General features: G+C 65.1%; 32 protein-coding genes. 16 read left to right on the top strand and 16 right to left on the bottom strand.

What is annotated here, in order from left to right; all coding sequences use genetic code 11:
* Positions 1–140: 140 nt before the first annotated feature.
* Positions 141–428, bottom strand: coding sequence for a L,D-transpeptidase (locus tag LWC34_RS58260; protein ID WP_308200194.1), 288 nt, complete (start codon positions 426–428; stop codon positions 141–143).
* 13 nt (positions 429–441) lie between these two features.
* On the opposite strand from LWC34_RS58260, the gene LWC34_RS58255 reads away from it, so the two are divergent.
* On the top strand, positions 442–882 hold the full coding sequence (locus LWC34_RS58255) for a hypothetical protein (RefSeq protein ID WP_308200193.1): 441 nt from the start codon (positions 442–444) through the stop codon (positions 880–882).
* Here the strand turns inward: LWC34_RS58255 and LWC34_RS38020 are convergent.
* Entirely contained in the window at positions 871–1566 is a 696-nt protein-coding gene (locus tag LWC34_RS38020) for a S1 family peptidase (RefSeq protein WP_233730061.1), read from the bottom strand. The two genes, LWC34_RS58255 and LWC34_RS38020, sit on opposite strands and share 12 nt — an antisense overlap.
* Positions 1567–1699: 133 nt before the next feature.
* A complete protein-coding gene (gene glpX / locus LWC34_RS38015) occupies positions 1700–2752 on the bottom strand; it encodes a class II fructose-bisphosphatase (RefSeq protein ID WP_233730060.1) in 1053 nt (350 codons plus the stop codon).
* Positions 2753–2840: 88 nt separating this feature from the next.
* Here glpX and LWC34_RS38010 point away from each other — a divergent pair, with 88 nt between their 5' ends.
* Positions 2841–3422 carry a DUF4245 domain-containing protein gene (locus LWC34_RS38010; RefSeq protein ID WP_233730059.1) on the top strand — a complete coding sequence of 194 codons (582 nt, stop codon included), beginning with the start codon at positions 2841–2843 and terminating at the stop codon, positions 3420–3422.
* Positions 3423–3457: 35 nt separating this feature from the next.
* On the opposite strand, the gene LWC34_RS38005 is transcribed toward LWC34_RS38010, so the two are convergent.
* The 5 genes from LWC34_RS38005 to LWC34_RS37985 form a co-directional block, all read right to left on the bottom strand.
* On the bottom strand, positions 3458–4054 hold the full coding sequence (locus tag LWC34_RS38005) for a hypothetical protein (RefSeq protein WP_233730058.1): 597 nt from the start codon (positions 4052–4054) through the stop codon (positions 3458–3460).
* A gap of 216 nt (positions 4055–4270) precedes the next feature.
* Positions 4271–4486 (bottom strand): exodeoxyribonuclease VII small subunit, encoded by a 216-nt coding sequence (locus LWC34_RS38000; protein WP_233730057.1) that lies wholly within the window; start codon positions 4484–4486, stop codon positions 4271–4273.
* Positions 4483–4863 carry a sugar ABC transporter substrate-binding protein gene (locus LWC34_RS37995; protein ID WP_233730056.1) on the bottom strand — a complete coding sequence of 127 codons (381 nt, stop codon included), beginning with the start codon at positions 4861–4863 and terminating at the stop codon, positions 4483–4485. The genes LWC34_RS38000 and LWC34_RS37995 overlap by 4 nt, the downstream gene beginning before the upstream one ends.
* Entirely contained in the window at positions 4853–6118 is a 1266-nt protein-coding gene (xseA, locus tag LWC34_RS37990) for an exodeoxyribonuclease VII large subunit (RefSeq protein ID WP_233730055.1), read from the bottom strand. Before xseA ends, LWC34_RS37995 begins: the two co-directional genes overlap by 11 nt.
* Entirely contained in the window at positions 6115–6684 is a 570-nt protein-coding gene (locus LWC34_RS37985; protein WP_233730054.1) for a lipid droplet-associated protein, read from the bottom strand. The genes xseA and LWC34_RS37985 overlap by 4 nt, the downstream gene beginning before the upstream one ends.
* Before the next feature lie 79 nt (positions 6685–6763).
* Between LWC34_RS37985 and LWC34_RS37980 the strand changes: the two genes are divergently transcribed.
* Entirely contained in the window at positions 6764–7720 is a 957-nt protein-coding gene (locus LWC34_RS37980; RefSeq protein WP_233730053.1) for a 4-hydroxy-3-methylbut-2-enyl diphosphate reductase, read from the top strand.
* Between the two features lie 49 nt (positions 7721–7769).
* On the opposite strand, the gene LWC34_RS37975 is transcribed toward LWC34_RS37980, so the two are convergent.
* Together LWC34_RS37975 and rmuC are read right to left on the bottom strand one after the other, a co-directional pair.
* Entirely contained in the window at positions 7770–8567 is a 798-nt protein-coding gene (locus LWC34_RS37975; RefSeq protein WP_233730052.1) for a DUF6542 domain-containing protein, read from the bottom strand.
* 302 nt (positions 8568–8869) lie between these two features.
* Positions 8870–9805 carry a DNA recombination protein RmuC gene (gene rmuC, locus LWC34_RS37970; RefSeq protein WP_233730051.1) on the bottom strand — a complete coding sequence of 312 codons (936 nt, stop codon included), beginning with the start codon at positions 9803–9805 and terminating at the stop codon, positions 8870–8872.
* A gap of 154 nt (positions 9806–9959) precedes the next feature.
* On the opposite strand from rmuC, the gene LWC34_RS37965 reads away from it, so the two are divergent.
* Both LWC34_RS37965 and LWC34_RS37960 read left to right on the top strand, forming a co-directional pair.
* Positions 9960–11111 (top strand): exonuclease SbcCD subunit D, encoded by a 1152-nt coding sequence (locus LWC34_RS37965; protein WP_233730050.1) that lies wholly within the window; start codon positions 9960–9962, stop codon positions 11109–11111.
* Positions 11108–14065 carry an AAA family ATPase gene (locus LWC34_RS37960; protein ID WP_233730049.1) on the top strand — a complete coding sequence of 986 codons (2958 nt, stop codon included), beginning with the start codon at positions 11108–11110 and terminating at the stop codon, positions 14063–14065. Before LWC34_RS37965 ends, LWC34_RS37960 begins: the two co-directional genes overlap by 4 nt.
* 57 nt (positions 14066–14122) lie before the next feature.
* On the opposite strand, the gene LWC34_RS37955 is transcribed toward LWC34_RS37960, so the two are convergent.
* Entirely contained in the window at positions 14123–14617 is a 495-nt protein-coding gene (locus LWC34_RS37955; RefSeq protein ID WP_233730048.1) for a methylated-DNA--[protein]-cysteine S-methyltransferase, read from the bottom strand.
* A complete protein-coding gene (locus LWC34_RS37950; protein WP_233730047.1) occupies positions 14614–16056 on the bottom strand; it encodes an AlkA N-terminal domain-containing protein in 1443 nt (480 codons plus the stop codon). Before LWC34_RS37950 ends, LWC34_RS37955 begins: the two co-directional genes overlap by 4 nt.
* A 136-nt stretch (positions 16057–16192) precedes the next feature.
* On the opposite strand from LWC34_RS37950, the gene ychF reads away from it, so the two are divergent.
* The 11 genes from ychF (at position 16193) to LWC34_RS37900 (ending at position 22978) form a co-directional block, all read left to right on the top strand.
* Complete coding sequence (gene ychF, locus LWC34_RS37945) at positions 16193–17290, top strand: redox-regulated ATPase YchF (protein ID WP_233730046.1); 1098 nt, start codon at positions 16193–16195, stop codon at positions 17288–17290.
* Between the two features lie 21 nt (positions 17291–17311).
* Entirely contained in the window at positions 17312–17620 is a 309-nt protein-coding gene (locus LWC34_RS37940) for a hypothetical protein (RefSeq protein WP_233730045.1), read from the top strand.
* Complete coding sequence (locus LWC34_RS37935; protein ID WP_233730044.1) at positions 17620–18009, top strand: hypothetical protein; 390 nt, start codon at positions 17620–17622, stop codon at positions 18007–18009. The genes LWC34_RS37940 and LWC34_RS37935 overlap by 1 nt, the downstream gene beginning before the upstream one ends.
* A 121-nt stretch (positions 18010–18130) precedes the next feature.
* Positions 18131–18652: a DpnI domain-containing protein gene (locus LWC34_RS59050; protein WP_372496706.1), complete on the top strand. Its 522-nt coding sequence runs from the start codon at positions 18131–18133 to the stop codon at positions 18650–18652.
* 633 nt (positions 18653–19285) lie between these two features.
* Positions 19286–20137, top strand: a complete 852-nt coding sequence (locus LWC34_RS37930; protein WP_233723521.1) for an IS5 family transposase — start codon at positions 19286–19288, stop codon at positions 20135–20137.
* Positions 20138–20147: 10 nt separating this feature from the next.
* Entirely contained in the window at positions 20148–20330 is a 183-nt protein-coding gene (locus LWC34_RS37925; RefSeq protein WP_233730043.1) for a hypothetical protein, read from the top strand.
* 158 nt (positions 20331–20488) lie between these two features.
* Positions 20489–20959, top strand: a complete 471-nt coding sequence (locus LWC34_RS37920; RefSeq protein WP_233730042.1) for a hypothetical protein — start codon at positions 20489–20491, stop codon at positions 20957–20959.
* On the top strand, positions 20956–21210 hold the full coding sequence (locus LWC34_RS37915) for a helix-turn-helix domain-containing protein (RefSeq protein WP_233730041.1): 255 nt from the start codon (positions 20956–20958) through the stop codon (positions 21208–21210). Before LWC34_RS37920 ends, LWC34_RS37915 begins: the two co-directional genes overlap by 4 nt.
* A gap of 358 nt (positions 21211–21568) precedes the next feature.
* On the top strand, positions 21569–22036 hold the full coding sequence (locus LWC34_RS37910; protein WP_233730040.1) for a hypothetical protein: 468 nt from the start codon (positions 21569–21571) through the stop codon (positions 22034–22036).
* Positions 22036–22305, top strand: coding sequence for a DUF2637 domain-containing protein (locus tag LWC34_RS37905; protein ID WP_233730039.1), 270 nt, complete (start codon positions 22036–22038; stop codon positions 22303–22305). Before LWC34_RS37910 ends, LWC34_RS37905 begins: the two co-directional genes overlap by 1 nt.
* Before the next feature lie 265 nt (positions 22306–22570).
* A complete protein-coding gene (locus tag LWC34_RS37900; protein ID WP_308200214.1) occupies positions 22571–22978 on the top strand; it encodes a type I restriction-modification enzyme R subunit C-terminal domain-containing protein in 408 nt (135 codons plus the stop codon).
* 38 nt (positions 22979–23016) lie between these two features.
* Here the strand turns inward: LWC34_RS37900 and LWC34_RS37895 are convergent, their stop codons facing one another.
* The 4 genes from LWC34_RS37895 to LWC34_RS37880 form a co-directional block, all read right to left on the bottom strand.
* On the bottom strand, positions 23017–23448 hold the full coding sequence (locus tag LWC34_RS37895; RefSeq protein ID WP_233730038.1) for a hypothetical protein: 432 nt from the start codon (positions 23446–23448) through the stop codon (positions 23017–23019).
* Between the two features lie 90 nt (positions 23449–23538).
* On the bottom strand, positions 23539–25152 hold the full coding sequence (locus tag LWC34_RS37890) for an alpha/beta hydrolase (protein WP_233730037.1): 1614 nt from the start codon (positions 25150–25152) through the stop codon (positions 23539–23541).
* Positions 25152–25460: a hypothetical protein gene (locus LWC34_RS37885; protein WP_233730036.1), complete on the bottom strand. Its 309-nt coding sequence runs from the start codon at positions 25458–25460 to the stop codon at positions 25152–25154. The genes LWC34_RS37890 and LWC34_RS37885 overlap by 1 nt, the downstream gene beginning before the upstream one ends.
* A gap of 101 nt (positions 25461–25561) precedes the next feature.
* A complete protein-coding gene (locus tag LWC34_RS37880; RefSeq protein WP_233730035.1) occupies positions 25562–25741 on the bottom strand; it encodes a DUF397 domain-containing protein in 180 nt (59 codons plus the stop codon).

Here is a 25741-nt window from a genome sequence, read left to right as displayed (position 1 = left end):
CCTGGCGCCACCGCCGGAACGCCAAAAGACAACCAGTATTCCGACGTCCCGGCGGCGACGCCAGGAACCACCCCGCTGACTCCTGACTCCGGCCTCCGGCCGGGGCAGACTCTCACCGAACGGGGACTTCGAAACACGACCTAGCGCACGACTTCCACGACGTCACCGACGGACAGCGAAGCGAAGTACTTCTGCGACGCGCCCGGCGACAAGTGGATGCAGCCGTGCGACTTCTCCCGCAGGCTGCCCTGGTGGAACGCGATGCCACCGTTGAAGAACACCGAGTTCGGCATCGGCGCGTTGTTGAAGATGCTGCTCTTGTGGTTCTTGTTCTTGAAGGTCACCCGGAACGAGCCGGGCGGGGTCGGGTAACCCTTGCGGCCGTGGGTGATCGGCACCGGCCCGTAGACCACCTTGCCGTTCTCCATCAGCCACGACTGGTTGGTCGACAGCTTGATGCACGCCTTGGCGGCCGTGCTGCACGGCGCTTCCTTCGACTGCTCAGGCTTCGGCTTCGACGAGGTGGTTGTCTTGCTCGTCGGCGGTTTCGACGTCGTCGACTTCGTGGACGTCGGGCTCGAGCTGGAGCTGGAGGTCGAGCTGCTGGACGTCGGCGGTGTTGTCGTCGGTGGCGTTGTCGTGGTCTCGGTCGTCGTGGTGATGGGCACGGTGCCCTGGCCAGCGGCGAGACCGACCGGCTGCTCGCTCGGTGACGAGCAGGCGCCGAGTACGGCCGCCGCAGCGACCGCTGCCGCTGCCCCCACAATCAGCTTGCGTACCCGCATTGGTTCTCCCTTGCCCGGTGATCCCTATGCCCTAGAGACGACTAGTGATACCGGTGGGTTGCGCCAAAAAGGTCTCAACCGGATCTCAGTGTTGTGACACAGTTTGCTGGCTGATCCAGTCCACAAAGGCCCCGACATTGGTGTATATGGACGGCCCGGTGCCGCAAATGGCGCTGTCGCTGCCTGACCTGCTGGTCACGCCGACAACTCGCCAGCCATCGGAATCTTTCACCAACTGCGGGCCGCCGGAGTCACCGAAACACGCGCCTGCCTTCCCGCCCGGGCTTTCCGTACACAGTTCCAGTACGCCGTCGATACCAAGGCAGTTGGCCGATTCGATCAGCTTGGTGTCCAGCTGCTGCAGCTTCGCCGCCGTTCCGCATTCGCCGAGCCGTGGGCAGGTCTGGCCCCAGCCGAGCAGCCTCGTCGACGAGCCGACGGCCGCGCCGCGCAGCGCGATCGGCGCGGCGGTCGCCGGTTTCGCCAGCTTCAGCAAGGCGATGTCATTGCCCGGTTTCACCCCGTCGAACGCGGGATGCACGACGATTTTCGCGATCGCCGCTTCCTCGCCACCACGACTCGGCTCGTTGCTGCCGATCCGGGCCTTGATGTCGGCTGGCGGATTGTTCTGCACGCAATGCGCGGCAGTGAGTACCCACTGCGTCTGAATGAGCGATCCGCCGCAGTAATGCTCGCCGCCGGGGTCCTGAATCGACGCCATGAAAACGTACGGCTGATCGGCGTCGTGCCCGCCGACGATCGGGGGGATCAGTGCTGACATGGCGAGAAGCAGAGCGCTGAGCACCTGTCGAAAGTACGCTTTTCGGCGGTGGAAACGCGATAAGGCCGCCGAATGATTCACCCGGCGGCCTTATCGCGGTCAGTTATCGAGATTCACTGGATCGGGTAAGTATCTACGGCAGAGGTGGGAAAGTTTCGTCGTCCTCGCCGTGCTTGAGGTCGAAGTCGACGGTCGAGTACTCGCGCAGCTTGGTCAGCCGGTGGAACCCGTCGATCATCCGGACCGTGCCGGACTTGGACCGCATCACGATGGACTGCGTGGTGCAGCCACCGGACCGGTAGTGCACGCCGCGCAGCAAGTCGCCGTCGGTGATCCCGGTCGCGCAGAAGAAGACGTTCTCGCCGCTGACCAGGTCGTCGGTGGACAGCACGCGGTCGAGGTCGTGGCCTGCCGCGAGCGCCTTCTCCCGCTCGGCGTCGTCACGTGGCCACAGCCGCGCCTGAATCGAGCCACCCATGCATTTCAACGCCGACGCGGCGATGATTCCCTCTGGCGTACCACCGATGCCGAGCAGCATGTCCACACCGGTGTTCGGGCGGGCGGCGGAAATCGCTCCCGCGACGTCGCCGTCGGAGATGAAGTGGATCCGCGCGCCCGCTTTGCGTACCTCGGAGACGAGCTGCTGGTGGCGTTCACGGTCCAAAATGCACACTGTGACGTCGGAAACGTCGGTGTGCTTGGCTTTCGCGACCCTGCGGATGTTCTCGGCCACCGGCGCGGTCAGATCGATCACGTCAGCCGCCTCCGGCCCGACAGCGATCTTTTCCATGTAGAACACCGCGGACGGGTCGAACATCGCGCCGCGCTCGGCGACCGCGAGCACCGCGATCGCGTTCGGCATGCCTTTGGCCATCAGCGTTGTGCCGTCGATCGGGTCAACGGCGACGTCGCACGCCGGTCCGCTGCCGTCGCCGACTTCCTCGCCGTTGAACAGCATCGGGGCTTCGTCCTTCTCGCCCTCGCCGATCACCACGACGCCGTTCATCGACACAGTGCCGATCAGCTTGCGCATGGCGTCGACCGCGGCGCCGTCGCCGCCGTTCTTGTCACCACGGCCCACCCAGCGGCCCGCCGACATGGCTGCTGCCTCGGTGACCCTGACCAGTTCGAGTGCGAGGTTGCGGTCCGGCAATTCCTGGCGGCTGGCGGCATTCGCTTCGGTCATCTGTCCTCCTCGTCGCGACTTGTCGATCCTCGCAGATCGGGCGGGGCCCGCGGTAACGGCGAGTTACGCCAACTGCGACGATGGAGGGGTGTCGGCCCCGAACCGGTTCAAGACGAGCGCCCGCGACATGGTGTTGTCGCTGGCGGTATTGACGGCGATCATCGGCGCGATCGTCTGGCTGACGCAGGGATGTGAGTTCAGTCCCAGCGGCCCGAAAGTAGACCCGGGCTCAGCGCCGACGGTCGATGCGCCGAAGGAATTGTCCAGTGCGGCCCGCCGCGTGGACTTCCCTGTCCGATCGCCCGCGTTGCCGCCGGATTGGCGTGCCAACTCGTCGAACACGACGCCGTTGGGCTCCGGAGCCGGGCGAACGGTCGCTGTGCGCGTGGGCTGGATCACGCCAGGAGGCAAGTACCTGCGGCTGAGCCAGTCGAAGGCGCCGGTCGATGAGCTGGTGGTGTTCGAAGCGGGCGGTGACGTGTCCGCGAGCAGCACGGGCACTGTGGACGTTTCGGGCACCCAGTGGACCAAGTACCGCGGCAGGGGCGAAGAACCCTCGTGGGTCCTGTCGAAGGACGGCGTCCAACTGTTGATCACCGGAAGCGGGACCGAGGACGAGTTCCGGACGTTGGCGACGGCCGCGCAAACCGCGGCCCCGATCGCCAAGTAACGGCCCGGGGCGCCCCGGGCCGTTACCGGTGTGCGTCAGACGTTGGCGATCAAGCCCTTGCTCAGGACAGTGGCTGCCTCGGCGGACAGGCCCTTCTCCTTCTGCAAGTGATCGGCAACCCGGGCGACGGCCTGGTCGTGCGGAACGTTGTCGATCTTGATGCTCTCGATGAGGTCAGCCAGACGCGGCGCCCACACCCGGATGAGCCCGGCGATTGGCTTGAAGAACAGCTCGTTGAGCGGCTCGCCGAGTTGCGGGAACTGCTTGAGCGCCTCGCCGACGTACTCGATGATGCCCGAGGCGATCGGGCCGCCGTACCGCAGTGCGGCGACTGCGAACGGTTGCAGGACCTTGAAGGCGAGCTTGAAGGCCTCGATCCAGTCGATGTCCTGAATGTCCTGAGTGGACAGTGCGGCCTTCGCGCCGGCCAGTCTCGCGACGGTCGCGGTGTCACCGGCTGCGGCGGCCTTTGTCGCCAGGGCGTCGATCTGCTCCGGCGTGACGGCCTGTCGCAGCGTTGTGACGAGGACGTTGTCTTGCTGATCGGCCATTGCCGTCGGCGCGGCGCCTGTGGCGAGCACAGCGGCGATCACCACAGTGGCGACAGGCTTGAGAAATGTGCGTGGCGGCATTGTTTCCTCCTTGCAGGTGGGGAAAATCGCGGCCGAAAGCTAAGGGCGGGCCGGGGTGGCGGTCCGCCCTATGTGGTGTAACCCTCAGTGGTCGAATGATTTCAACGAGCTACGAAAAGGCTGCGACCCGCAAGGTTGGGGCTGTGGTTGACCGGGAGTCACCCGCTGTTTGCCTACTCGGGGGTAACCCGAGCGGGGTAACCGGGAGAAGTGGCGTCAGGCCTTGTCTTCTTTGTCTGCCGCCGCCAACGCGGCCTCTACGCGTTCCCGCGCACCCGCCAGATGCCGGTCGCAGATCTTGGCCAATGCCTCGCCGCGCTCCCACAGCGCCAACGAATCCTCAAGGGACAGGCCGCCTGCTTCCAGCTTGGCCACGACGTCCGCCAGCTCATCGCGGGCTTGTTCGTAGCCGAGTTGTTCGTCCGTGCTCACTTGATCATGCTCCCAACGCGGACCAGCGCGCTCGCGACGGCCTCGTCGTAGCCGATGAACGCCTCAGCGAACTCGGCGCCGTCGCGATCCACGACCGCGTCTTCGATGCGCTCACGGGCGCGGCTGATCCGGTTGCGCAGATGCGTGCCGTCGCCGTTCCACCATGCTGAGCCCGCGTAGATCCCCGTCGCTTCGGCGAGTTGACGCAGGCGTTGGGGCAGTACTCGGCGTCCTGGTCCGTCGCAGCCGCCGAGCAGGGCCGCCCAGCATTCGGCCGCGGCCGCGTCTGCTTCCTCCGCGCTGCGCCTGACCACTTCGGCTCCAGTGGACGCCGCCGCGCTCATCGTCGACGGAAGGAAGGCTGGTCTAGTCGTCACCGCTGCCTCCCCTCCCCGACTCGGCTGACTCGTTCTCTTCGGACACGGTCGCGTGCACGGCTCCGTCGCCGACCCTGACTCGCAAGCGAGTACCGGGTGACGCGTCGGTCACCGACCGTAGAACCCTGAGATTCTCATCCAGAGTGACGAATTGCACAACCGCGTATCCCCGGGCCAGAGTGGCGGCTGGGCCGAGGGTCGTCAAGCGGGCTTTGGTCCCGTCAATCGCGGCCTGTTCGGCCTTGACCAGTGCGATGACCTCTCTCCGGCCGCGCTGCCGCGCCGCTTCTACCTGTTCAGCGTGCCTTTCCAGTGGTTTGAGGGGGTCGGCGAGAACTGGCCTGCTGCGCAGTTGATCGAGCAATCGCCGTTCACGATCCACCCAGCCGTGTAGTGCGCGGCGGGCGCGATCACGCAATGTCCTGATGCGTTGGATCTCCTCCGCGACGTCCGGGACGACTCGTTTGCCCGCATCGGTTGGCGTGGAACACCGAAGGTCCGCGACGTGGTCGATCAGTGGAGTGTCTGGTTCGTGGCCGATCGCGCTGACGACCGGCGTGCGGCACGCGTAGACCGCGCGGCACAGAGTTTCGTCAGAGAACGGCAGCAAGTCCTCGACACTGCCGCCGCCACGGGCGATCACGATCACGTCGACCCGCTCGTCACGGTCCAATATGGATAGTGCGTCCAGGATCTGCGGGACGGCGAGAGCTCCTTGCACCGCAACGTTTTCCACCCGGAAGTCCACTGCCGGCCAGCGGGCTCGCGCGTTCACAAGGACATCCCGTTCGGCTGCCGAGGCGCGGCCGGTGATCAGTCCGATCGTGCGCGGCAGAAACGGGAGCTTGCGTTTGCGGGAGCGCTCGAACAGGCCTTCCGCGGACAGCAACCTTCGCAACCGTTCGATGCGCGCGAGCAGCTCGCCGATACCGACCGCGCGGATCTCGTCGGCGCGCAGGCTCAACGTGCCGCGGTTCATGAAGAAGGTCGGACGGCCGTGCACGATCACTCGCGCGCCTTCAGTCAGCGGCGGTTGGAACTCGCGCAGCAACTGAGTTGGCGCCGTCACTGTCATCGATACGTCCGCGGCGGGATCGCGCAGCGTGAGGAACGCGGTCTGTGTTCCCGGCCGCAGCGACAACTGGGTGACTTGGCCTTCCACCCAGACCGCGCCGAGCCTGCTGATCCACTCGTTGATCTTGCGGGCGACCGTGCGAACCGGCCACGGCTGCTCGGCCGTTGTCTGTTCGGTCACTGTGAATCAGTCTGGGGATCAGGCGGGGACGCGGCCGATACCGACGCGATACGCCGGGTCAGCATGCCGATGAACGACGCCCGCGCGGCGCTTGCCTGTTCATAGCGCAGTAATTCCTCGAGCTCTTCCTTGGAGAAGGTGCGTAGCCGCGCCCGCAGCTGAGGCAGCGACAGGTCGTCGTAGTTCGGCACGCCCGCTGGCGGCGGGGTCTGTTCGGCCTCCTCGACTTCCCGCTCGACCTCCGCGATCGCCGACTCCTCCATCTCCCACGGGTCGGTCACCACGGCGCCGTTGGTCTCCGGACGGCTCACGTCGTAGGTTTCGAGGTCCTCGTCGAACGTCGCCCACTCAGGCGTCTCGTCGACCGGACGGAACGACGCCAGCGCCTCGTCACCCCGTATCGCCAGCGCGGTGATCTCCTGCTGCACCCGCATGGAAAGCTGCATCGCTTGACTGGCAACGGTTACCGGCAGTTCGACGAGTTTCTGCGGCAGCTCACGCGCGCGCTCGATGGCGGTCGCGGCGAGACCGGCGGCGACCCGGAACGGCAGCGGCAAAGGCGTCATGTGCATAGCCTGCCGCAGATCGCCTGTTTCACCCAACTGGGACCCGGGTCACTCTGGGTGTCGCCGTACCCTGGGTGGCATGAGCGATACGACCAAACGGGTACTGCTGGCCAAGCCGCGTGGTTACTGCGCGGGCGTGGACCGCGCGGTGGTGACCGTGGAGAAGGCGCTCGAAACGTACGGACCGCCGGTCTACGTCCGCAAGGAGATCGTGCACAACAAGCACGTCGTGGAGACCCTCAGGGAACGCGGCGCGATCTTCGTCGACCAGACCGACGAGGTGCCGGAAGGCGCCCTTGTGGTGTTCTCGGCGCACGGTGTGTCCCCGCAGGTGCACAAGGAAGCCGAAGATCGCAATCTGCGCACGATCGACGCGACCTGCCCGCTGGTGACCAAGGTGCACATGGAGGCACGGCGGTTCGCCAAGGAGGACTACGACATCCTGCTGATCGGCCACGAAGGCCACGAGGAGGTCGAAGGCACCGCGGGCGAGGCGCCCGACCACGTGCAGCTCGTCGACACCGCGGAGGACGCGGCTCGTGTCGAGGTCCGTGACCCGTCGAAGGTGATCTGGCTGTCCCAGACGACGCTTTCGGTCGACGAGACCATGGAGCGCGTCGACCAGCTGAAGTCGCGGTTCCCGATGCTGTCCGACCCGCCGAGCGACGACATTTGCTACGCCACGTCCAACCGGCAGTACGCGGTGAAGACGATGGCGCCCCAGTGTGAGCTGGTGATCGTGGTCGGCTCGCAGAACTCGTCGAACTCCAAGCGGCTGGTCGAGGTGGCACTGCAGGCCGGTGCGAAGGCGTCCTATCTGGTCGACTTCGCCCACCAGATCGACCCGGCGTGGCTGGAAGGCGTGTCCACGGTCGGCGTGACCTCGGGTGCGTCCGTGCCGGACAACCTGGTGATGGACGTGCTGGCGTTCCTGGCTGAGCGGGACTACCTGGACGTGGAAGAGGTCACCACGGCGAACGAGAAGATCGCGTTCGCGTTGCCGCGTGAGCTGCGCAAGGACCTCAAGACCGGCTGATCTGTTGATCTGTGCAAAGGGCCACCCCACGGGGTGGCCCTTTTGTGTGTCAGTAGTCCTCGCGTGGACGACGCCGTTGCTGCGATTGCGGACGGCCGCCGCCTTGGTCGCGCGGGCGCGGTGGATTACGGCGCGGCGGGGCTTCGCTTCGGTCCCTGCGCTCTTGGTCCCGTTCGCGGTCCCTGGCGGGTCGACGGGCAGGTGGGGCCTGCTCGCGCCTCGGACGTTCCCCCTTCGGCGGCCTTGGACGCTCTTCCCGCTCACGCTCGCGTTCGCGGCTGGACGGACGACGGCGCGGCTCCTCATCGAGGTCGTCGCTGCGCGGACGGCGCTTGGGCCGCTCGTCCTCATCCGCGTCTAAGCTCGCCACACGCCCTTCCGGGTTGCGCTGAACGAGCAGGCGGATCACGCCAAGCGCGATCGTCGCCACCGTGGCCCCAGCCATCCACGGGAACGAACTGGCCAGCGGCAAGGCAAGCTCGAAGAGCAGCTTCCGAGTCCCGGTCTCCGTCGACTCCCGCATGAACTGCACAGGAATGAAGGTCGCGGCGAAAATCAGCGGAGGCTGCACCATCGGACCGAACAGATTGCGCCGCCGCACGCCAAGCACCGCCAGCACACAGCCGGCCAGGAACAGCGCGTGGTACAGGCCGAACCCGGTCAGCCGCTGGTCGTCGACCAGTCTGCTCTTGTCGACCACCGCACCAGCGGCGGACAGCAGGAGCGCCAGTACGACGGCACCCCACCAAGGCAGCCCACGACGGGTGCCGAAGACGGGACGTTCGTCCCACGCGGTCTCTGCCGCGTCCATGTCAAGATCGCTGTCGCGATCGCGCGTGGCGGTCACGCTTCCACACGGTAGACGCTCGCAGGTGAGGCCTGTCGTACCAGCCGCCAATAGCCGTCGGGTTTACCCCGTTCGGTGTGATTCCGGCCACTCCATTGGATTCAGTTGTGTCCGTTTGGACTGGTGATCACCTCTTTGTCGGATTCGAGGGCGGTTGGGGCCTGTGGACGGACGATTTCCGTGACGCATATGGCTGGCGCTGGCATCGGCAGGCCCCCGGCCGATGGGCCCCGCTACCCGCCGCTGCTTGACCTCGTGAGTGGTTATGCGCGTTCTAACCCGTCTAACCACTCACGAGCATGTCAGTCCACGGCTGGCTCCTCCTCACGTTCGGAAACACCGGTTGTGATCTCGTCCGCACGCCGGACCGGCGCGATGGGAGTCGGGCTAGCCGCGGCCTCCGTCAGCGGGCTGACGGACGCACGGAAGCCCTCAAGCGCGTCAAGTTCCCGGCGACGGGCAGACAGGAATCGTTGCAGGTGCGTACTCGACAGGTTGACCGCGTCGATCGCTGCTCCGGCCATCCGGTGGGCGTTGGCGGCCGTGGCACGGACGGCCTCGACATCGGCGGCGAGCGCACGTTCGGTGGCGGCGAACAGCGCACCCGACGCGACGACGGCGAAACCGGTTGGGCCGCAGAGGAAAACCCGTCTGTCCAGCAGCCAGTGCAGCAGGTTCGGGTCCGTGTCCAGCGCCGCGACAACCGCCGCGTCCGATGGGACGAACATGATCGTGCCGTAGATCGCGTCGGCCCATCGCTGGTAGCCCTTGGCGGCCAGGTCCGAGGCGCGGGAGCGGATGTTGCGGACGTGCATCCGCAACGCGTCGAGGCGTTCTTCCGGGTCGGACGTCTCTACAGCTTCGGCCCAGATCGCCATGGATGCCTTGGCGTCAACGGGAACGCGTCTGCCGTCACCGACGAGCAGGACCAGGTCGGGCCGGGACGCGCCGCCGCCGGCCAGATCTGTCTGCAAGGTGAAGTGGATGCCCTCGCGTAATCCGAGCATCTTGGCCGTCTCGACGAGCACCTGCTCGCCGAGTTCGCCACGGCCGGAGATGGACGCGAACGCCACCTCGTAGCGCCGTAGCGCCGTGTGCTGCTCGTCGTAACGCGAGCGTTCGGCCGCGAGCTGCTGCATCGCTGCCTCTGTGCGCCGCATTCCGTCGATGTAGAGCTTCCATAGGGCCAGCACCGCACCGATGAGCAGCAGGGACAGAACAACCACTGCCCAAGCCACTGGAGATCCCTTCGCTGAGTTGGTTGCGCCATCATGTCGGAGGGGTACGACAGTTTTGGTGTTTGTTCTGTTCTAGCTGGAGGTTTCACTCTGTCGTGGCAACACGCCGGGGGTGGTGCCGGGGAATGTCGGTGGCGAGCTCTAACTTGGTGTCATGAGGTTGCTGCACACGTCCGACTGGCACGTGGGGCGAACCTTCCACGGAGCGGATCTGCTGGCCGAACAGGAGTCAGTGCTCGGCGGTCTCGCGGACATCGTCGCCGATGAGCGCATTGACGCCGTGGTGGTCGCCGGCGACATATACGACCGCGCGGTCCCATCGGCCGAAGCGGTGCAGGTGTATGAGCGCGTACTGGTCCGGATCCGTGAGGCAGGCGCCCAGCTGGTCATCACACCAGGCAACCACGACTCGGCGCCGAGGCTCGGCGCGATCGGGAAATTCGCCGAAGCGGGCGGTCTGCACATGCGGACGAGGATCAACGACATCGCCCGCCCGGTGCTGTTGCGCGACGACCACGGCGATGTCGCGGTCTACGGGATTCCTTATCTGGAGCCGGAAGTCGCCAGGCATTCGCTGGGCATCAGCGAACGTGGCCACACCGGCGTGCTGACCGAGGCGATGAACCGCGTCCGGGCTGATCTTGCGACCAGGCAAGCAAGATCGGTTGTCTTGGCGCACGCGTTCGTAACCGGCGGTGAGGCTTGTGATTCCGAGCGGCCGATCGCGGTCGGCGGCGTTGAACAGGTGCCCGGGTCGACCTTCGACGGCGTTGACTACGTCGCGCTGGGGCATTTGCATGGCGCGCAAGAACTCGCGAACAACCTGAGGTACTCCGGCAGCCCGGTGGCGTACTCGTTCTCCGAGGCGCGCCAGCACAAATCGGTCTGGCTGGTGGACATCGACAAGGCCGGGCTCGCCGGGATCGAGCGCCGGATGCTGCCGGTGCCAAGGCCGTTGGCCAAGCTCGACGGCCTGCTGGCCGATCTGCTGACCGATCCGGCGCACGAGCGGTTCCGCGAGCACTACCTGTCGATCACAGTCACCGACCAGGTCAGGCCGGTGGACGCGTTGCGGCGCTTGCAAGATCGCTTTCCGTACGCCGTGCACATGGAATGGCAGCCCGCGGGCGGCCGCAACGGGGAATCGTTGCGCTACAGCGAAGCCGTGCGCGGCCGTGACGATCTTGAAGTCGCGTGCTGCTTCGTCGGGCACGCGCGCGGCGGCGAACCAACTGAACGAGAAAGTGCCTGGTTGAGGGAAGCGCTGGAGGTCGTCACCGCGGCGGAGAGCGAGAAAGAGCGATGAGGCTGCACAGCTTGGAGGTGACCGCCTTCGGCCCGTATCCGGGCACCGAGTCGGTCGACTTCGATCTGCTCGGCGCGGACGGATTGTTCTTGCTGCACGGTGAGACGGGCGCGGGCAAGACCACATTGCTCGACGCGATCGCGTTCGCGTTGTTCGGCAAGGTTCCTGGCGTGCGCAACGATGCTCGTCGGCTGCGTTGTGACTACGCCGACAACGACACGTTGACCGAGGTCAAGCTGGAGCTCACCGTGCAGGGCCACCGGCTGAGGCTGGTCCGCGGCCCGGAGTACGAGCGGCCGAAAAGGCGCGGCGAGGGCACCACGAAACAGCAGGCCAGGGCCTCGCTGACCTGGGTGGGCGACCCACCGGGCGGGTATGACCGGGACGGTCTGATCAGGATCGACGAGGTCAGCCGTACGGTCGAGCGCTTGCTTGGAATGAGCGCGGAGCAGTTCTTCCAGGTTGTTTTGTTGCCACAGGGCGAATTCGCCCGATTCCTGCGTGCGGACACGCAGGAACGCGAGCAGCTGCTGGAGAAATTGTTCAGCACCTACCGTTTCGCGGATGTCGAGAAATGGTTCAGGGACCGCCGGACGGAACGTTTCCGCGACCTGGAGACGCGCCGCGCGGGCGCGATGCGGCTCGTTGCCAGGGTCGCGCAGGCGGCAGGCGAGGAACCGCCGGAGGACCATTCGGCCGACGGTGAATGGCTCGATTTGATGGCGTCCCGGCTCGCCGAAGCCGAAACGGAAGCGCGCGAAAAAGCCAAGCAGGCCGGTGTCACCGCGGCCGCGGCCGAGCAGGACCTGACCAAAGCCCGTGAGCTGGCTGACCGGGTCCGAAGGCTGCGCAACGCCAGGGCCGAGCTGGCCGAATGCGAAAGAATGGCGCCACAGCAACAGGAATGGATCGCGGAGCGCGCCAAGGCGAGGCGCGCGGTTCCGGTCGTGGTCGCCAACCGTGGCGCCGGACAATTGCAGATCGAACTCGACCACGCGATCCGTGCCGAAGAAGAAGCGATTGTCGCTGCCCGGAAAGCGGGCTTTCACCGGGTCGACGCGGACGAATCGTTCCTGCGTGCGGAATCCGCGCGGCTGACCGAAGAAGCGGGCGGGTTGGCGCAGCTGCTGGAGGATTCCAAGCAGCAGAAGAAAGCCAAGCAGCGGCTGAACAAGCTGATCGAAGCCGACTGGGCCGCGGAGGACAAAGTCAACGGCCTTGAAGCCGATCTGGTGGCGTTGCCGGAGAAACTGAAGGCCGCGTCCGAGGAATTGCTGCTGGCCAGCGAGGCAGCGGCCCGGCTTGACGGCTTGCGGGCAAGAAAGGCCGAGTTGACCGAACGGCTCCGGTTGCGTGAGCGGCTCGGTGAGGCTGAGGAGAAGGTCAAGAACGCGGAAGCCGTGCTGCGTAAGGCAATCGATGCCCATCAGCAGGCGCGTGACCACTCGTTGACGATCCGTGCGCGCCGCTTGGACGGCATGGCAGCCGAGTTGGCGAGCCGCCTGGCGTCCGACGAAGCGTGCCCGGTCTGCGGTTCGACCGAGCACCCAGCGCTTGCTCAGCTGGTCCCGGGCGCCGTGAGCGAGGCCGAAGAAGCGGCGGCGGTCGCGGTCGAGCAGGACGCGCAGAACGAACGTGGTGAGGCCGAACGCGCGCATCACGCGGCAATCGCTGACCTGGCAGGGTTGCAGGAGCGACTCGCCACGGGCGACGACCCCGCAGATCTGTCCGACGTGGACAAACTGCTCGCCTCGACGGCCGCGTTGGCCGCACGCCGGGAAGAGCAGCGTAAGCAGGTCGAGGAGCTGGAACGGCGATCCGCGACGATCTCAGCGGAGTTGTCGGCGGCCAAGCAGGAGCTGGCCAGCCTCCGCACGGAACGTGAGCAGCTCGGAAAAACCGTTGAGATGCGCCAAAAGCGCCTCGATCCCGCGCGCGGCGAGTACGCGGATGTGCGTGTGCGGCGGGAGCATGTGCTGCTGTCCGCGGCGGCTGTGACCGAGTTGCTTCGCGCGCGTGGGCAGCGTGAACAACTGTCGCAGCGGTTGACTTCTCAGCAGACTGAGGTGCACGAAGCCGCGATCTCGGCGGGATTCACCGAGGTGGGGGCCGCGTTGGCGGCTGCACGGGACGAACTGCGCCTTGCCGACCTCGACCGGATGATCAGCGAACTGGAAAACCGCTCGGCGGCAGCGAAAGCCGTTCTGGCAGAACCAGATCTGGCCGGAGTGGACCCGAAGGCCGAGATCGACTTGACGAGCATGGCGGCCGTGTTGGCCAAGGCACGTGAGGTCGCCGACGGCGAAGTCGCGGTGTTGCGTGAAGCCGAACGCCGATCGGCGGACGTGAAAGCCCTGGCAGCGCGGTTGCGCGCGGAATGGGCCGCGCTGTCCCCGGTCGAGGAGGAATTCGCCGAGCTGGCGGCTTTGACCGACGTGGTCAACGGCCGCGGCCAGAACTCGCGCCGGATGTCGTTGCGTTCTTACGTCTTGGCTGCTCGGTTGGAAGAGGTTGCCGTCGCGGCGACCGCTCGGTTGAGCCGGATGAGCCAAGGACGGTATTCGTTCGTGCACTCCGACGCTCGTGGCTCGCATGGCACCCGCGGCGGCCTCGGCTTGGACGTGCTGGACGACTATTCCGGCAAGATCAGGCCAGCGAAGACCTTGTCCGGCGGTGAATCGTTCTTGGCTTCCCTTGCATTGGCACTGGGTCTTGCGGACGTCGTGGCCGCCGAGACTGGCGGCGCGCTGCTCGACACTTTGTTCGTCGACGAGGGATTCGGCACGCTGGACGCCGACACGCTCGACGAGGTTATGGACACTTTGGACGAACTGCGGGCTGGCGGCCGGGTTGTCGGGTTGGTTTCGCACGTTGAAGAACTGCGGCAACGGATTCCCGTGCGGCTGCGGGTTCGCAAGGCTCGCGCCGGTTCGAGCCTCGAAGTGATCGCCTAACGTTTCCCCAGGTCACCCCTCGTGAGTGGTTAGCAGGGTTAGAACACGGCTAACCACTCACGAGGGTTTTTCGTGGTCGAGCAGCCAGTGCTTGGCTGGCAGGCCCCAGCGGAAGCCGCCGATCGACCCGTCCGTACGTAGAACCCGGTGACACGGCACGAAAAGCGCGACCGGGTTCCGTGCACAAGCGCTTGCTGCAGCCCGCACAGCCGAAGGACGCCCAGCCAACGAGGCGAACTGCGCGTACGTCACCGGCTCCCCGGCAGGCACGGTCCGAAGCACCTGCCAAGCGTGCTGGATGAACTCGCCGGACCGCTGGCTGACCGCAACTTCCTCAATCGCGTCCAGCTCACCGTCGTGATACCTGAGCACCGCCTTGGTCACCGCGCCGAGGTCCGGGCGCGACTGGACCTCGGCGGGCCGCAGTGTCGGATGGATCAGGCCGACAAGGTCGTCGACCGCGCCCGTCCAGCCGGAGGCGATCACCTCGTCATCCCTGACGACCGCCGTGAACGGGCCGATCGGTGTGTCTACTGTGGAGTATGAAGTCATGATTCCCTCAAGTCTGCTCGCCACAAGTGCATGCCCGCGTACGACCGCCAAGGCGCCCACGCCGCCGACCGTGTGGCGAGGTCGGTGATACCAAGTTTCAATGCCCCCTTGCGCAACGCCACATCGCCGGGGAGCAGGACGTCAGGCGAGCCAAGCACGCGCATCTTCACGTAGCCCGAGGTCCACGGCCCAATCCCGCTGAAACTCTCCAAGGCCGCCGTGAGCTCGTCAGGGTCCGCGCCGACATGCACATCGAGCGCGCCAGAGGCGATGGCTGAACTGACCGCGAGGATGGTTTCGATGCGTTTACGTGGGCCAGTCAGCACTTCAGCGCCGTGCTCGGCGATCGCCCCAGGCGTCGGGAACAACGTTGTCAGATCGCCGTCGGGCACTTCGAGGCGTTCACCGAGAGCCAGCGCGAGGCGGCTAAGCGCCGTCCGCGCCGCGGCGACCGAGATCTGCTGACCGATCAGGGCACGCAGGACGATCTCCGGGCCGTCAACGCTGCCAGGAACGCGAATCCCTGGCGTCTTCAGCACAGACGACTCCAGCGCGGGATCGGTGGACAGCAGCTCGTCGATCGCGCACGGATCGGCGTCCATGTCGAACAACCGCCGCAGCCGCGCGACCGCGCTGCCGAGATCTCGCATGTCCGACAAGCGAAGCGTGCAATCGATGTGATCCGGGGCCGGGTGCATCCGAGCTGTGCCCGTGCCATGCGGGAGACGGAGAGTTCGGGCGTACGAGCCATCGCTGGCATCCTCGACTCCGCTGACAGCACGGGATTTGAGAAAGTCCAGGATGCCCGATCCGTCGAACGGCTGGCGGAAAGCCAGGCGCAGGTTGACTTTCCCCGCTGTCGACAGTGGACGATGCCGTTTCGCTCCCACCCTCAACTGGGTGGGGGTCGCGGCGAACACCGCGCGGATCGTGTCGTTGAACTGCCGGATGCTCGCGAAGCCCGCAGCGAACGCGACGTCGGCGAACGACAGCGTCGTGGTCTCGATCAGGAGCCTCGCCGAGTGCGCCCGATGGGCTCTGGCCAGCGCCAACGGGCTCGCGCCGAGCTCCGCGGTCAACATCCGGGTGACGTGCCGCTCCGAGTAGCCGAGGCGCGTGGCCAGGCCGGTCACGCCTTCGCGCTCCACGATCCCGTCCGAGATCAGCCGCATCGCGCGTCCGGCCAGGTCAGCCCGCAGATTCCACTCCGGTGATCCGGGCACTGCGTCCGGCAGGCATCGGCGGCACGCGCGGTAACCGGCCGCTTGCGCCGCTGCGGCCGTGGCGTAGAACTCGACGTTTCGGCGCTTGGGGGTCGTCGCCGGGCAGGATGGCCTGCAGTAGATCCCGGTGGTCCGGACGGCCAGGATGAACTGGCCGTCGAACCGGGGATCCCGGGAGGCGACGGCGCGGTATCCGCGGTCCTCGTCAACGAACATGGTTTGACCGTACGTCCGCGACCGACGTAGGACTAGCGGGAATCAGACATGGCCGTGTGAGGCACCTGAACAGTAAATATAAAGAGCAAGTTATATGCATGTGGGTAGATATTCAGGGTCGTTAGACTGGTTCGTCGTGAGCCTCACCCTTGGGATCGTCGGCCTGCCGAACGTCGGCAAGTCGACCCTGTTCAACGCGCTGACCAACAACGACGTGCTGGCGGCGAACTACCCGTTCGCGACGATCGAGCCGAACGTCGGCGTCGTCCCGCTGCCCGACCCGCGGCTGGACAAGCTCGCCGAACTGTTCTCGTCGGAACGGACCGTGCCCGCGACCGTGTCGTTCGTGGACATCGCGGGGATCGTCAAGGGCGCGTCGGAGGGTGCGGGGCTCGGCAACAAGTTCTTGGCCAACATCCGTGAGGCCAACGCGATCTGCCAGGTGATCCGCGTCTTCGACGACCCCGACGTGATCCACGTCGACGGAACCGTCGACCCGTCGAGCGACATCGAGACGATCAACACCGAGCTGATCCTGGCAGACTTGCAGACGCTCGAGAAAGCGTTGCCGCGTCTGGAAAAGGAAGCGCGCACCAAGAAGGAAGCCCGTCCGGCCCTGGAAGCAGCGCAGAACGCGCAGGAGATCCTCAACTCCGGCCGTACGCTGTTCTCCGCCGGTGTCGACGGAACGTTGCTGCGTGAGCTGAGCCTGTTGACGCTCAAGCCTTTCCTGTACGTCTTCAACGCCGACGAGACCGTGCTGACCGACCCGGACAGGCGGGCCGAGCTCGAGAAGCTCGTCGCACCAGCGGATGCGGTTTTCCTGGACGCCAAGGTCGAGGCTGAGCTGCTGGAGCTGGACGAGGAGTCTCGCCGCGAGCTGCTTGAGTCGATCGGACAGACCGAGCCGGGCTTGTATTCATTGGCACGCGCCGGTTTCCACACGCTGGGGCTGCAGACGTACTTGACCGCCGGGCCGAAGGAGGCCCGTGCGTGGACCATTCGTAAGGGCGACACCGCGCCCCAGGCCGCTGGCGTCATCCACACGGACTTCGAACGAGGCTTCATCAAGGCCGAGACCGTGTCTTATGACGACCTCGTTGCTGCGGGTTCGATGGCTGCCGCGAAGGCCGCCGGCAAGGTCCGGATGGAAGGCAAGGACTACGTCATGGCCGACGGTGACGTCGTCGAGTTCCGACACGGAGCAACCTCAAGCTTGACCAAGAAGGCATGACTCGGCCAGCAAGGTGCGGAGTTGCTGGGCGTCGTCGCCGACGACGTGGTGACCGGATGCGGCGAGGCGTTGGTAGCCACCACCGATGGCACGCCGGATGAGGCCAGTTCGGGTGACGTGGCCGGTCAGTTGGCTGGTCGGACAGCCGAGGTTCTCGTGGAGACACCGGATCTGACGGCAGTGGTGTCCGGTCAGCCGACGGTGGCTGCGTCGCGGGTGTTGGGGGCGTCAGTGAAGCCGGTGGCGCGGTTAGCGTGTGGCGGTTCAACTCAGCGCGGTTGCGCGCGGCGGGGCTGTCCCCAGTCGTCGAGGACGCGCAGGGCGTCGTGATGGTCGAGACTCGCCCGGATCTTCGCGCCTCAGCCTCAATGGCCTCGACACGGGCAGTGTCCCGCGTTCGGCTCGGAGCGGCCGAGCCGACAGAGCGGTTGCTCGCCGACCCGACCGGCAAAATCTGTGGTGGAGCTGATGCCTCCGACACTTTCGAGCGATTGGCGGAGCTGGATCCCAACTTGGACGGCGCAGAGTCGATCCTGTTGTCCGACGCGGTTGACCACCAGCGTGACGTGCTGATACTTGTCGGAGCAAGACCGGTAGCCGGACGATCCGGGAGATCCAGCCGCGTGAGTTGTACGGCCGTTGGTTCGTGGCGTTACCTTCGTGAAGCACAGTGGGAATTCACTTCCGCCAACATCGAGTCGGTCGCGCCGGTCGGCTGACCGTGGTGCTGGCCGAGCCGGTCGTTCGTACGGTGGTCTCGCCCAGTTCGGTCGGTGAGGGCATTGGGCATTGTCGGATTGCTTGACCGTCGAGTTCTGACATAATGCATCTGTTCCGAAAATGCGACTGGCCAGCCCTGGAGGACAGGAAATGGCGCGGACGGCAAAGCAATCCTTGGGTGACCGCGGTGAGCAGCTGGTTGCCAAGCGCGTTCGGTGTCCTGGTTGTAAGCCGTCGGAGCGCACACTGAGGGTGCTCCCATCGAATTTCAAGTGCGCTGACATTATCTGTGACTTTTGTGGCTACTTGGCCCAGGTCAAGACCAAGTCTGTCAAGGGGCCGCTACCGTCAGACTGTCCAACCATTCTCCCTGGCTCGGCATGGGGTCCACAACAGGAACGTATGGTAGCTGGTATCTACTTCTCGCTGTTCATAGTCCTTGAAAATGACGATGGCGCCATGCGCATCTTCTTCCTCCCGCGGGATCTGCAATCCAGCGGGATGTTTGTGCCGCGTCGGCCACTGTCTGCTACCGCGAAGCGCGCAGGCTGGCAGGGCTTCATGATTGATGTATCGAAAGCATTAGGGAGACCTGTTCGATATGTAGACGGCAGCGCAGACGAATTCCGGCTCGACGTGTAGCGGCGCTGAACTTTGATAACAATACGACTGCTGATCGGCTGGGATTAAGCTTTCACTCATATCCAGTGCGGCGTCCCGCGAAATGGGTGTGGACGCTTGTGGAAGGAATCTGCAGATGCGGCCGGGCGGGCATTGCAAACGTTGGTCAATGCTTGTCTGTCTGGGTGGTTCATCGAATTTGGCTTATTTCACATGCCCGTGTCGCAGCATCCACTGCGTCGTGCAGCATGACTCACATGGCTCTAGTTCGCCGGGATCCACTGCGTTCCAGGCGACTCGAACTATGTCGTGAATATTCTTGCCCTTTCGCTCTGCATATCGCTGCCCTTTGTGTAGCCAGGTGCAGTGGGGATCGTTGTGATAGGCGTTTCCCTCTTTCGTTCGGTAGCCATGAGCAAGCACTCCGGCCGGAGGGGTCTTGCATAACGAACACCACGCGATCGGCATATCGTGCACGCAGTCGGGACTGTCCGTCGCGCCCTGACGAGTAGCCGCCGCGGCCGTGGTAGGCGGTTCGTTTGAACTCCCGGCGTATGACGCTGCGCTACCGGCGACGGCCTGCCTAAGAGGGCATCTGATCTTGGTTGGGGCGATATGTCTGTGTCGGGTGACGGCTGATACCTTGATCAACTTGTGGGGCCCCGGCGTGCGTACCGCAGCGACTTGTCCGATACTCGCTGGGCGTTGATCGAGCCAACGCTGACGGCGTGGCGTGCTGCCCGGCGTGGGCCGGGAACCGTGATGCGCGTGCATGACTTGCGGGAGATCGTGAACGCGATCCTGTACGTGTGCCGGACCGGGATCGCCTGGGAGTATCTGCCGCACGACTTCCCGCCCTGCAAGACGGTTTATGACTACTACGCCAAGTGGGAAGCCGATGGCACAACGGAAACGCTGCATGACCTGTTGCGTGACCAAGTCCGCGTCGCGAAAGGCCGCGCTGCTGCCCCGACGGCGGCGATCATCGACTCGCAGAGCGTGAAAACCTCCTGCAATGTCAGCGAATCCAGTCAGGGTATCGACGCGGGCAAGAAGATCAAGGGCCGCAAACGGCACATCGCCACCGATGTGCTCGGCCTGCTGCTGGCGGTAATCGTGACCGCGGCGTCGGTGCAGGATTCCGCTGGCGGGCAACAGGTTCTCGATCATCTCGCCGCTGCGCATCCGACCGTGTCGGCGGCATGGGTGGACGGTGGCTACAACAACACAGTCATCCGTCATGGAGCCCAGCGGGGTATCCGGGTTGAGGTCGTCAAACGCCCTTCTGCCAAGGGATTCCACGTGTTGCCCCGGCGGTGGGTAGTGGAGCGCAGTCTGGGCTGGCTGATGCAACACCGCCGACTCGCGCGCGACTACGAAGCCCTGCCCCAGCGGTCGCGCACGATGGTCCACTGGGCGATGACTAACATAATGAGCCGCACCCTGACCGGGGAATCCACCCAAACCTGGCGAAACGATCCACCCAAAGCAGACATTCTTGCCTAACTAAGATCAGATGCCCTCTGAGGACCACCAGCACGCCTACACCGGCAACGGTGCTCACGCCATGGCCATGCTCCGCAATCTGGCCATCGGCCTGATCCGCCTGGCTGGACTCACCGAGATCAAACGCACCCTGGAATGGATCGCCGCCGACCGCATGAGAATCCTCCCGCTCCTGGCCGCATCTACCCCCTGAACAGCAACAACGACTTTGCTATTGCCCTGGTCGTGACCGTGTCGGAAGCCCGCGAGGCTTCCCGCACGTAGCACGGACGGCCGCGCGGGTCCGACTTCAGGTCGGCCCCGGCAAGCGCTGAACCCGCGAACCGGGGCCTCCGACGGGATGGAGCCCCCGTGGACGAAGAGTCTGCCAGCCTGCGGGATGCGTTGAAATGCGCCCCAATCACCTTCACTCGCCTGGTCCACAAGCGATTCCGTAGTCCGCACGACATTCCTCACCAGTCCGTGAGCACGCTGGTGGAGCACTGGTCCAACGCCCGCACGCAATCCCTATTGGCCGGGCACACCAACGCCGGGGATCTCGATCCCGACGACCTGTTCGCCGACCTCGCCTACGGAGTCCGGATCGCGCAGGAGGTCACTGCAGATCGGCGGTGTGTGGTCGCCGATCTGCTGCGGTTCGGCATGGTGGACTCGTGGTCGCAGGTCGCCACCGCGATGGGCACCAACGAAACCGAGGCCCGTGACGGGTTCCATGGCCGGGTCGCGGTTCAGGTTGATCTCTGTCGCCGGACCGGCACGATCGGGTTCACCGAGGCCGAGGCAGCGGAGCTGTACACACTGTCCGAGACGGTTGTCTGGTGAGCATTGAAGCAATCCACTGGGCGCTCAACGCCGCCCCAATCCCTCGTGACCGGCGAGACTCGTCCAGTCTGGCGATAGTGCTGGTCGGGCTCGCCAACCACGCTGATCCAGACGGCCGCAACGCCTTTCCTTCGTTGGCAAGGTTGGCGCGGTACACGCGGTTGTCTGAGCGGTCAGTTCGCTATGCCTTGCGGACGCTGGAAGAACTGGATTTGATCCATCCCTCGGACCCGGAAATCGTTGCCGCGTAGTGAAACGGGCGGACCGACGCCCCAACGGGTACAACCTTGCAGTGCATCGCGCCGAGGCCACTGTGGACAACTCGGTTGCCGAGGGGCAGAGTTTGCCCTCCGTTGAGCAGGACGAGGGGCAGACAATGCCGACGCGAGGGGCAAACAGCGTCCCCACGAGGAGCAAAGCTTGCCCCCGAAACGTCCTTAACCATCTAGGAAACCGTTTGTCGCCGTTCCCGCCACCCTGCGGCCAGTGCGATGCCCGGTCCGGTGATCCAGTCTCGGCCCGGATGGTGTGGCTGGATACCGACCGCACTCGTTCGGTCCTATGCCCGCGCTGCCACCCGGCCGCCACCGGCTCGGCGGGAGGTGCTCAGTGACCGTGACCAACGGTGAGCTGGTGACCCAGGTCCGCCAGGCACTCGACGCGGCGCGCGAGGCCGGCCAGCCGACGCGGGGGCGGCCGACGCTGGTGAGGTTGACGGGCGCGACCGATCATGCGGTCCGCAAAGTGCTGGCGGAATTGGCGGCCGAGAACACCAGCGAAGGCAGTGCCGATTCGGACCGGCGGGTAGCGGTCGGCGAACTAGCTGCGAGCCACCTCGCCAGCCCTGGCGAGGTGGGATCGCCAGCCGCTGACCGAGTCACCAGCGCTGGTGATCACGGACCGACTCCGTTCCCATCTGGCGGTCGGCTGGTCGCATGGGCCGGGTTCGTATTCGGCTCGGTGATGTCGATCGCGGCCAACGTGCTGCATGTCTGGTTGCCAGCAGCCCACGAGCCGCCTGGCTGGTCACCGGGAATTGCACGCAGGCCGGGGCTGCGGTGTGGCCAATTGGACTGATGCTTGCCGTGGAGGCGCTGTCTCGCATCCGCTGGTCCAAAGGGGCTCTGTGGAGTCTGGCTCGGTTCGGGGGAGCCGGGGCTGTCGCGATCGGCTCGGCGGTCATCTCGTACGGGCATCTACGGGGCGTGTTGTTGGCGTGGCAATACGGACCGCTGACGGCTGCAGTGGGGCCGTTGGTGCTCGACGGCTTGATGGTGGTCTGCGGGTTCGCGCTGCTGGCGATGAGCCGCACCAGCACTGACGAGGCTGGTGGTGATCGGCGATGACTTCAAGCCAGCGAAACGACGAGTTGGGGGACGTCGTGCCAATCCCTGGTGTGGGCACGCCGCCAATGGTCGCCAGCGTTGGCGAGGTCGAGGCGGTCGGGCCGGTGCTTGATGGTGAACTGCTCACCGACGAGCAGCACCGGCGGGCGCGGCGACGGGCCGAACTCGCGATGTCGCGGCTACCGGCGCGCTGGCACGACCGCGACCATGTGATTCGTGTGCGCGTTGAACTTGTACGCCACGTTGGTGTGCGCACCGTTCCAGTATCCAGCTGCGTCGCAACCGGCAGATCACTATTACCGATCTTGAGGAGCTCGAACGAATTTTCATCGAGTCCGGGATCGGTACCGAGGCCGAGATCAACCGCGCGAAGGCAAACTCTGGTGGTTTTGGCTTGTTCCTTCGGTCGCTCACCGGACTCGACCGGCAGGCCGTTGCGGCTGCCTTCAGTAAGTTCCAGGCGGGCAAGACCTTTACCTCGGCCCAACTCCGCTTCGTCAACGAGATGATCGACTACTTCGCGCACAATGGCACGATGACGGTTGACATCATGTATCAGCCACCGTTCACGGTCATCATTCCCGCGGGTCCGGAGGAGATCTTCCACGAGACGGACATGGAAGCGATGATCACGACGATGCACTCGATCAATGCCACTGCCGTGCCCGCATAACCGGCCCGTAGCAATTGAGCGCGACGGTCGGCTACGAGTTAGTTGGCCGAGCCTGGTTTGGGTGCGGGTGTTCCGTTCGGCCAAACGCAGGGAGAGGTGGCGCCGAGCGAAAGGTCCCCAGTTGGGGTCTCCTGGATGGACATGCTGAAGCCGTCTGTCTTACTCTCTACGGAGATCCAGTTCTCTTTAGGGCGTTTGTCGGCAATGACCACGAAGTCGTGTTGCGTCCACCAACGCACAAGTCCTTCGACGACTTCGGCGTTGCGCTCGCGTGGGACATCCCGGAGCCAGTAACTGCGGCTGACGTAGACGCGGCCTAGAGGGCCGTTGTCTGTTGGGTCGTTGCATTCGCTGTTGTCGAATCGGGAGAGCAGTTCGAGCCGCGGTGGTGGTGTCAGGCTTGCGGCCGCGTCCTGTGGGTACTTTTCGGCTCGGTTGTTCGCTTCCTGCTGGGTGATCGTGTTCTTCACGGGGACGTCCGATCTTGGGGCAGAACATGAGCTGAGCAGTAGGAGAATCGCTGCGAGGGCGGCGTGGTGTGCGAGTCGGCTGTTCATGTCCTAATCCGGGCGTTGTCCAGCGATGATCTTGCCGATGTTCGGCAAGGCCAGCTTGTCCTGGTCCCAATATTGGCTGTGGGCCTCACCGGTGCCACTGCCAAGTATCCCGCCGGGTGTGCCAGGGCTGGACGTGAAGACTTGACCGCCGAAGCGTGGATCCGCTGGATCTCGGCCGAGCGGGTCGGCGGCTTGAGACACCGGGTCGTTGTAGCTGTCCGGAATATTGGTGTTCTTGATCGAATCGTTCTCGGCTGTAGTGGCGTATACGTGCTCGGGCGGCAGGTTCAGATCCTTCGCGTTGCCTACCTCCCACCCAAGTCCTGGACTGCCAAGCAATACGACACCATCGACGTCGAGGCGTTCATGGTGGGCCGCATGTCCGACCACGGTGGTGCCGTAGCTGTGGCCAAGCACAACGTTGTGTGATCGCTGCCCTTCGTGGGTCGCGCGAAGCCCGTCTTGGAAGCGGTCCAGGTCTTTCCTCGCGCCCTCGGCGTAACTCTCGCTTCCGGCTTCTGGGAAGATGCTTTGTGGTGCGTCGTATCCGATCCACGCGATTGTGGACGTCGATGGCGAACCAGCCCTGGTTGCTGCCGTGTTCATCCGATCCGCGCGTTCCATTTCGCCGCTGGCGCCGGCGAGTTTGGCGCCTGTGCCTGGCACATAGGTGCACACATTGGCTGCAGTGTCTGGGTTTCCCATCGCGATGATCGCGCGACCGTTGACCGCCGTGTCGATCCCCAAGAGGAATGCTTGCTGCTGGGTGGCGTCACCCGAGTTGAGCCTGCCTGCGATGGCCAGGATGCCCTTCAGCTTGCCGTCAATCTCGCCGAGCCTGTCCCGTTCCTGCGGGCTCAACTGCCCGCCTCTGGCTTCCAGGCGCTGCTTTTCGGCTTCCAGTTGGCCTTGCAGCTCGACGAGCCTGTTGCGGTTGGCTCGATCTCGCACCACGGCTGGCACGCCGTCGAGCGCTCCGATTTCCGCGGCGTGCGTGAACAGCAACGATTCTTGTTGCATGGGGGAGAGCGAGTCCCACCATTTCTTGACCTCGGTGGGCGCGGTCGTCCGGGGCGGGATTGCGGTTGCGGCGGCGGCGATTGTGGCTTGGTCTGGCGCGGCGAGGCCTGCGGACTGTGCGGACAGCCGCCGCAATGCGTTCGCCGTGTCCGCATCTGCTCGTGAGCATTCGTCGATCTGGGCGCGCATGGCGTCTTGCAGTCGACCGGCTTCGAGCTCCAAGCCGGCCATCGACACTGGCGGCGGACCCGGCGTTATGACTTTGCCATCCCGGTCGAAGTCCCATGCTGCCTTGCGTGCTTCGTCGATCAGCCGAAACGCCTCGCTCCGGGCACGACCGAATCGTTGCGCCGCATCGTTCAGGACTGGGGGAATCTGAGCCATAGTCGCGGCTGCGTCTGCGTACTGCTTGCGATATCCAGCCAGCTTGGCCTTCGCGGCGTCGGCCGCCGCGCCCTGCCATTCCTCGAGTTTCTTGATCTTCTGGTCGAGATCGTTGCCGCGGTCGCGGATACCATCGGCGGCCTTCTGCCAGTTGCGGGCTTCTTCGGCGTACGCGTTCGGATCAACCCGAATCAGATCGTCGTAGGTGGCCATCAGATGACCCGCATACTGCGCGTCGTGCGCAGTTCGTTGGCTGCGTAGGCCTCGGCGTTCAGTAGCAACGTATCGGCATCGACGGCGATCTTCGTGTTCAGCGTGTGCAGTGCCTGCTGCCACCCGGATTCCACGTCAGCGTGTGCCCGAGGGCTGTCCAACCCAGGCGGTGCGCCATTCAGGTTGTCTTGCGCGCCACCCAACAGCCGGGCGTGATGGTGCGTGGCGTCGGCGAGATCCAGAATCTCGTGCGCCACAGCTCTTAACGTGTCCGGTGTCACCCGCACGTGATCAGCAGGTTCTGGCATGCCCACCCCTTTGGCCGCCTGTCACTCCCCGTAAGCCACTGCTCACGATAAGGCCAGCGAGGTGCGTCAGAGTCGGAACAGTCCCGTCCTACCCGTTCGGGCTAATCGCCATAGCGACCAGACTTGATTGCCGCGATGAGTTGGCTGATGTCGACGGTCAGCACTGGCCCGTCAGGATTCTTGCTGTCTCGCACTGCACCCACGTTCGCCAGCTCGACACATGCGCCGTTGCCGCTGCTGCAGCTGCTCTTTCGCCATGTCACGTTTGAGAGGTCGGTCAT

The sequence above is a fragment of the Kibdelosporangium philippinense genome, from assembly GCF_021390435.2.
GTDB lineage: Bacteria > Actinomycetota > Actinomycetes > Mycobacteriales > Pseudonocardiaceae > Kibdelosporangium > Kibdelosporangium philippinense.
This window is presented reverse-complemented; position numbering and strand designations above follow the sequence as displayed.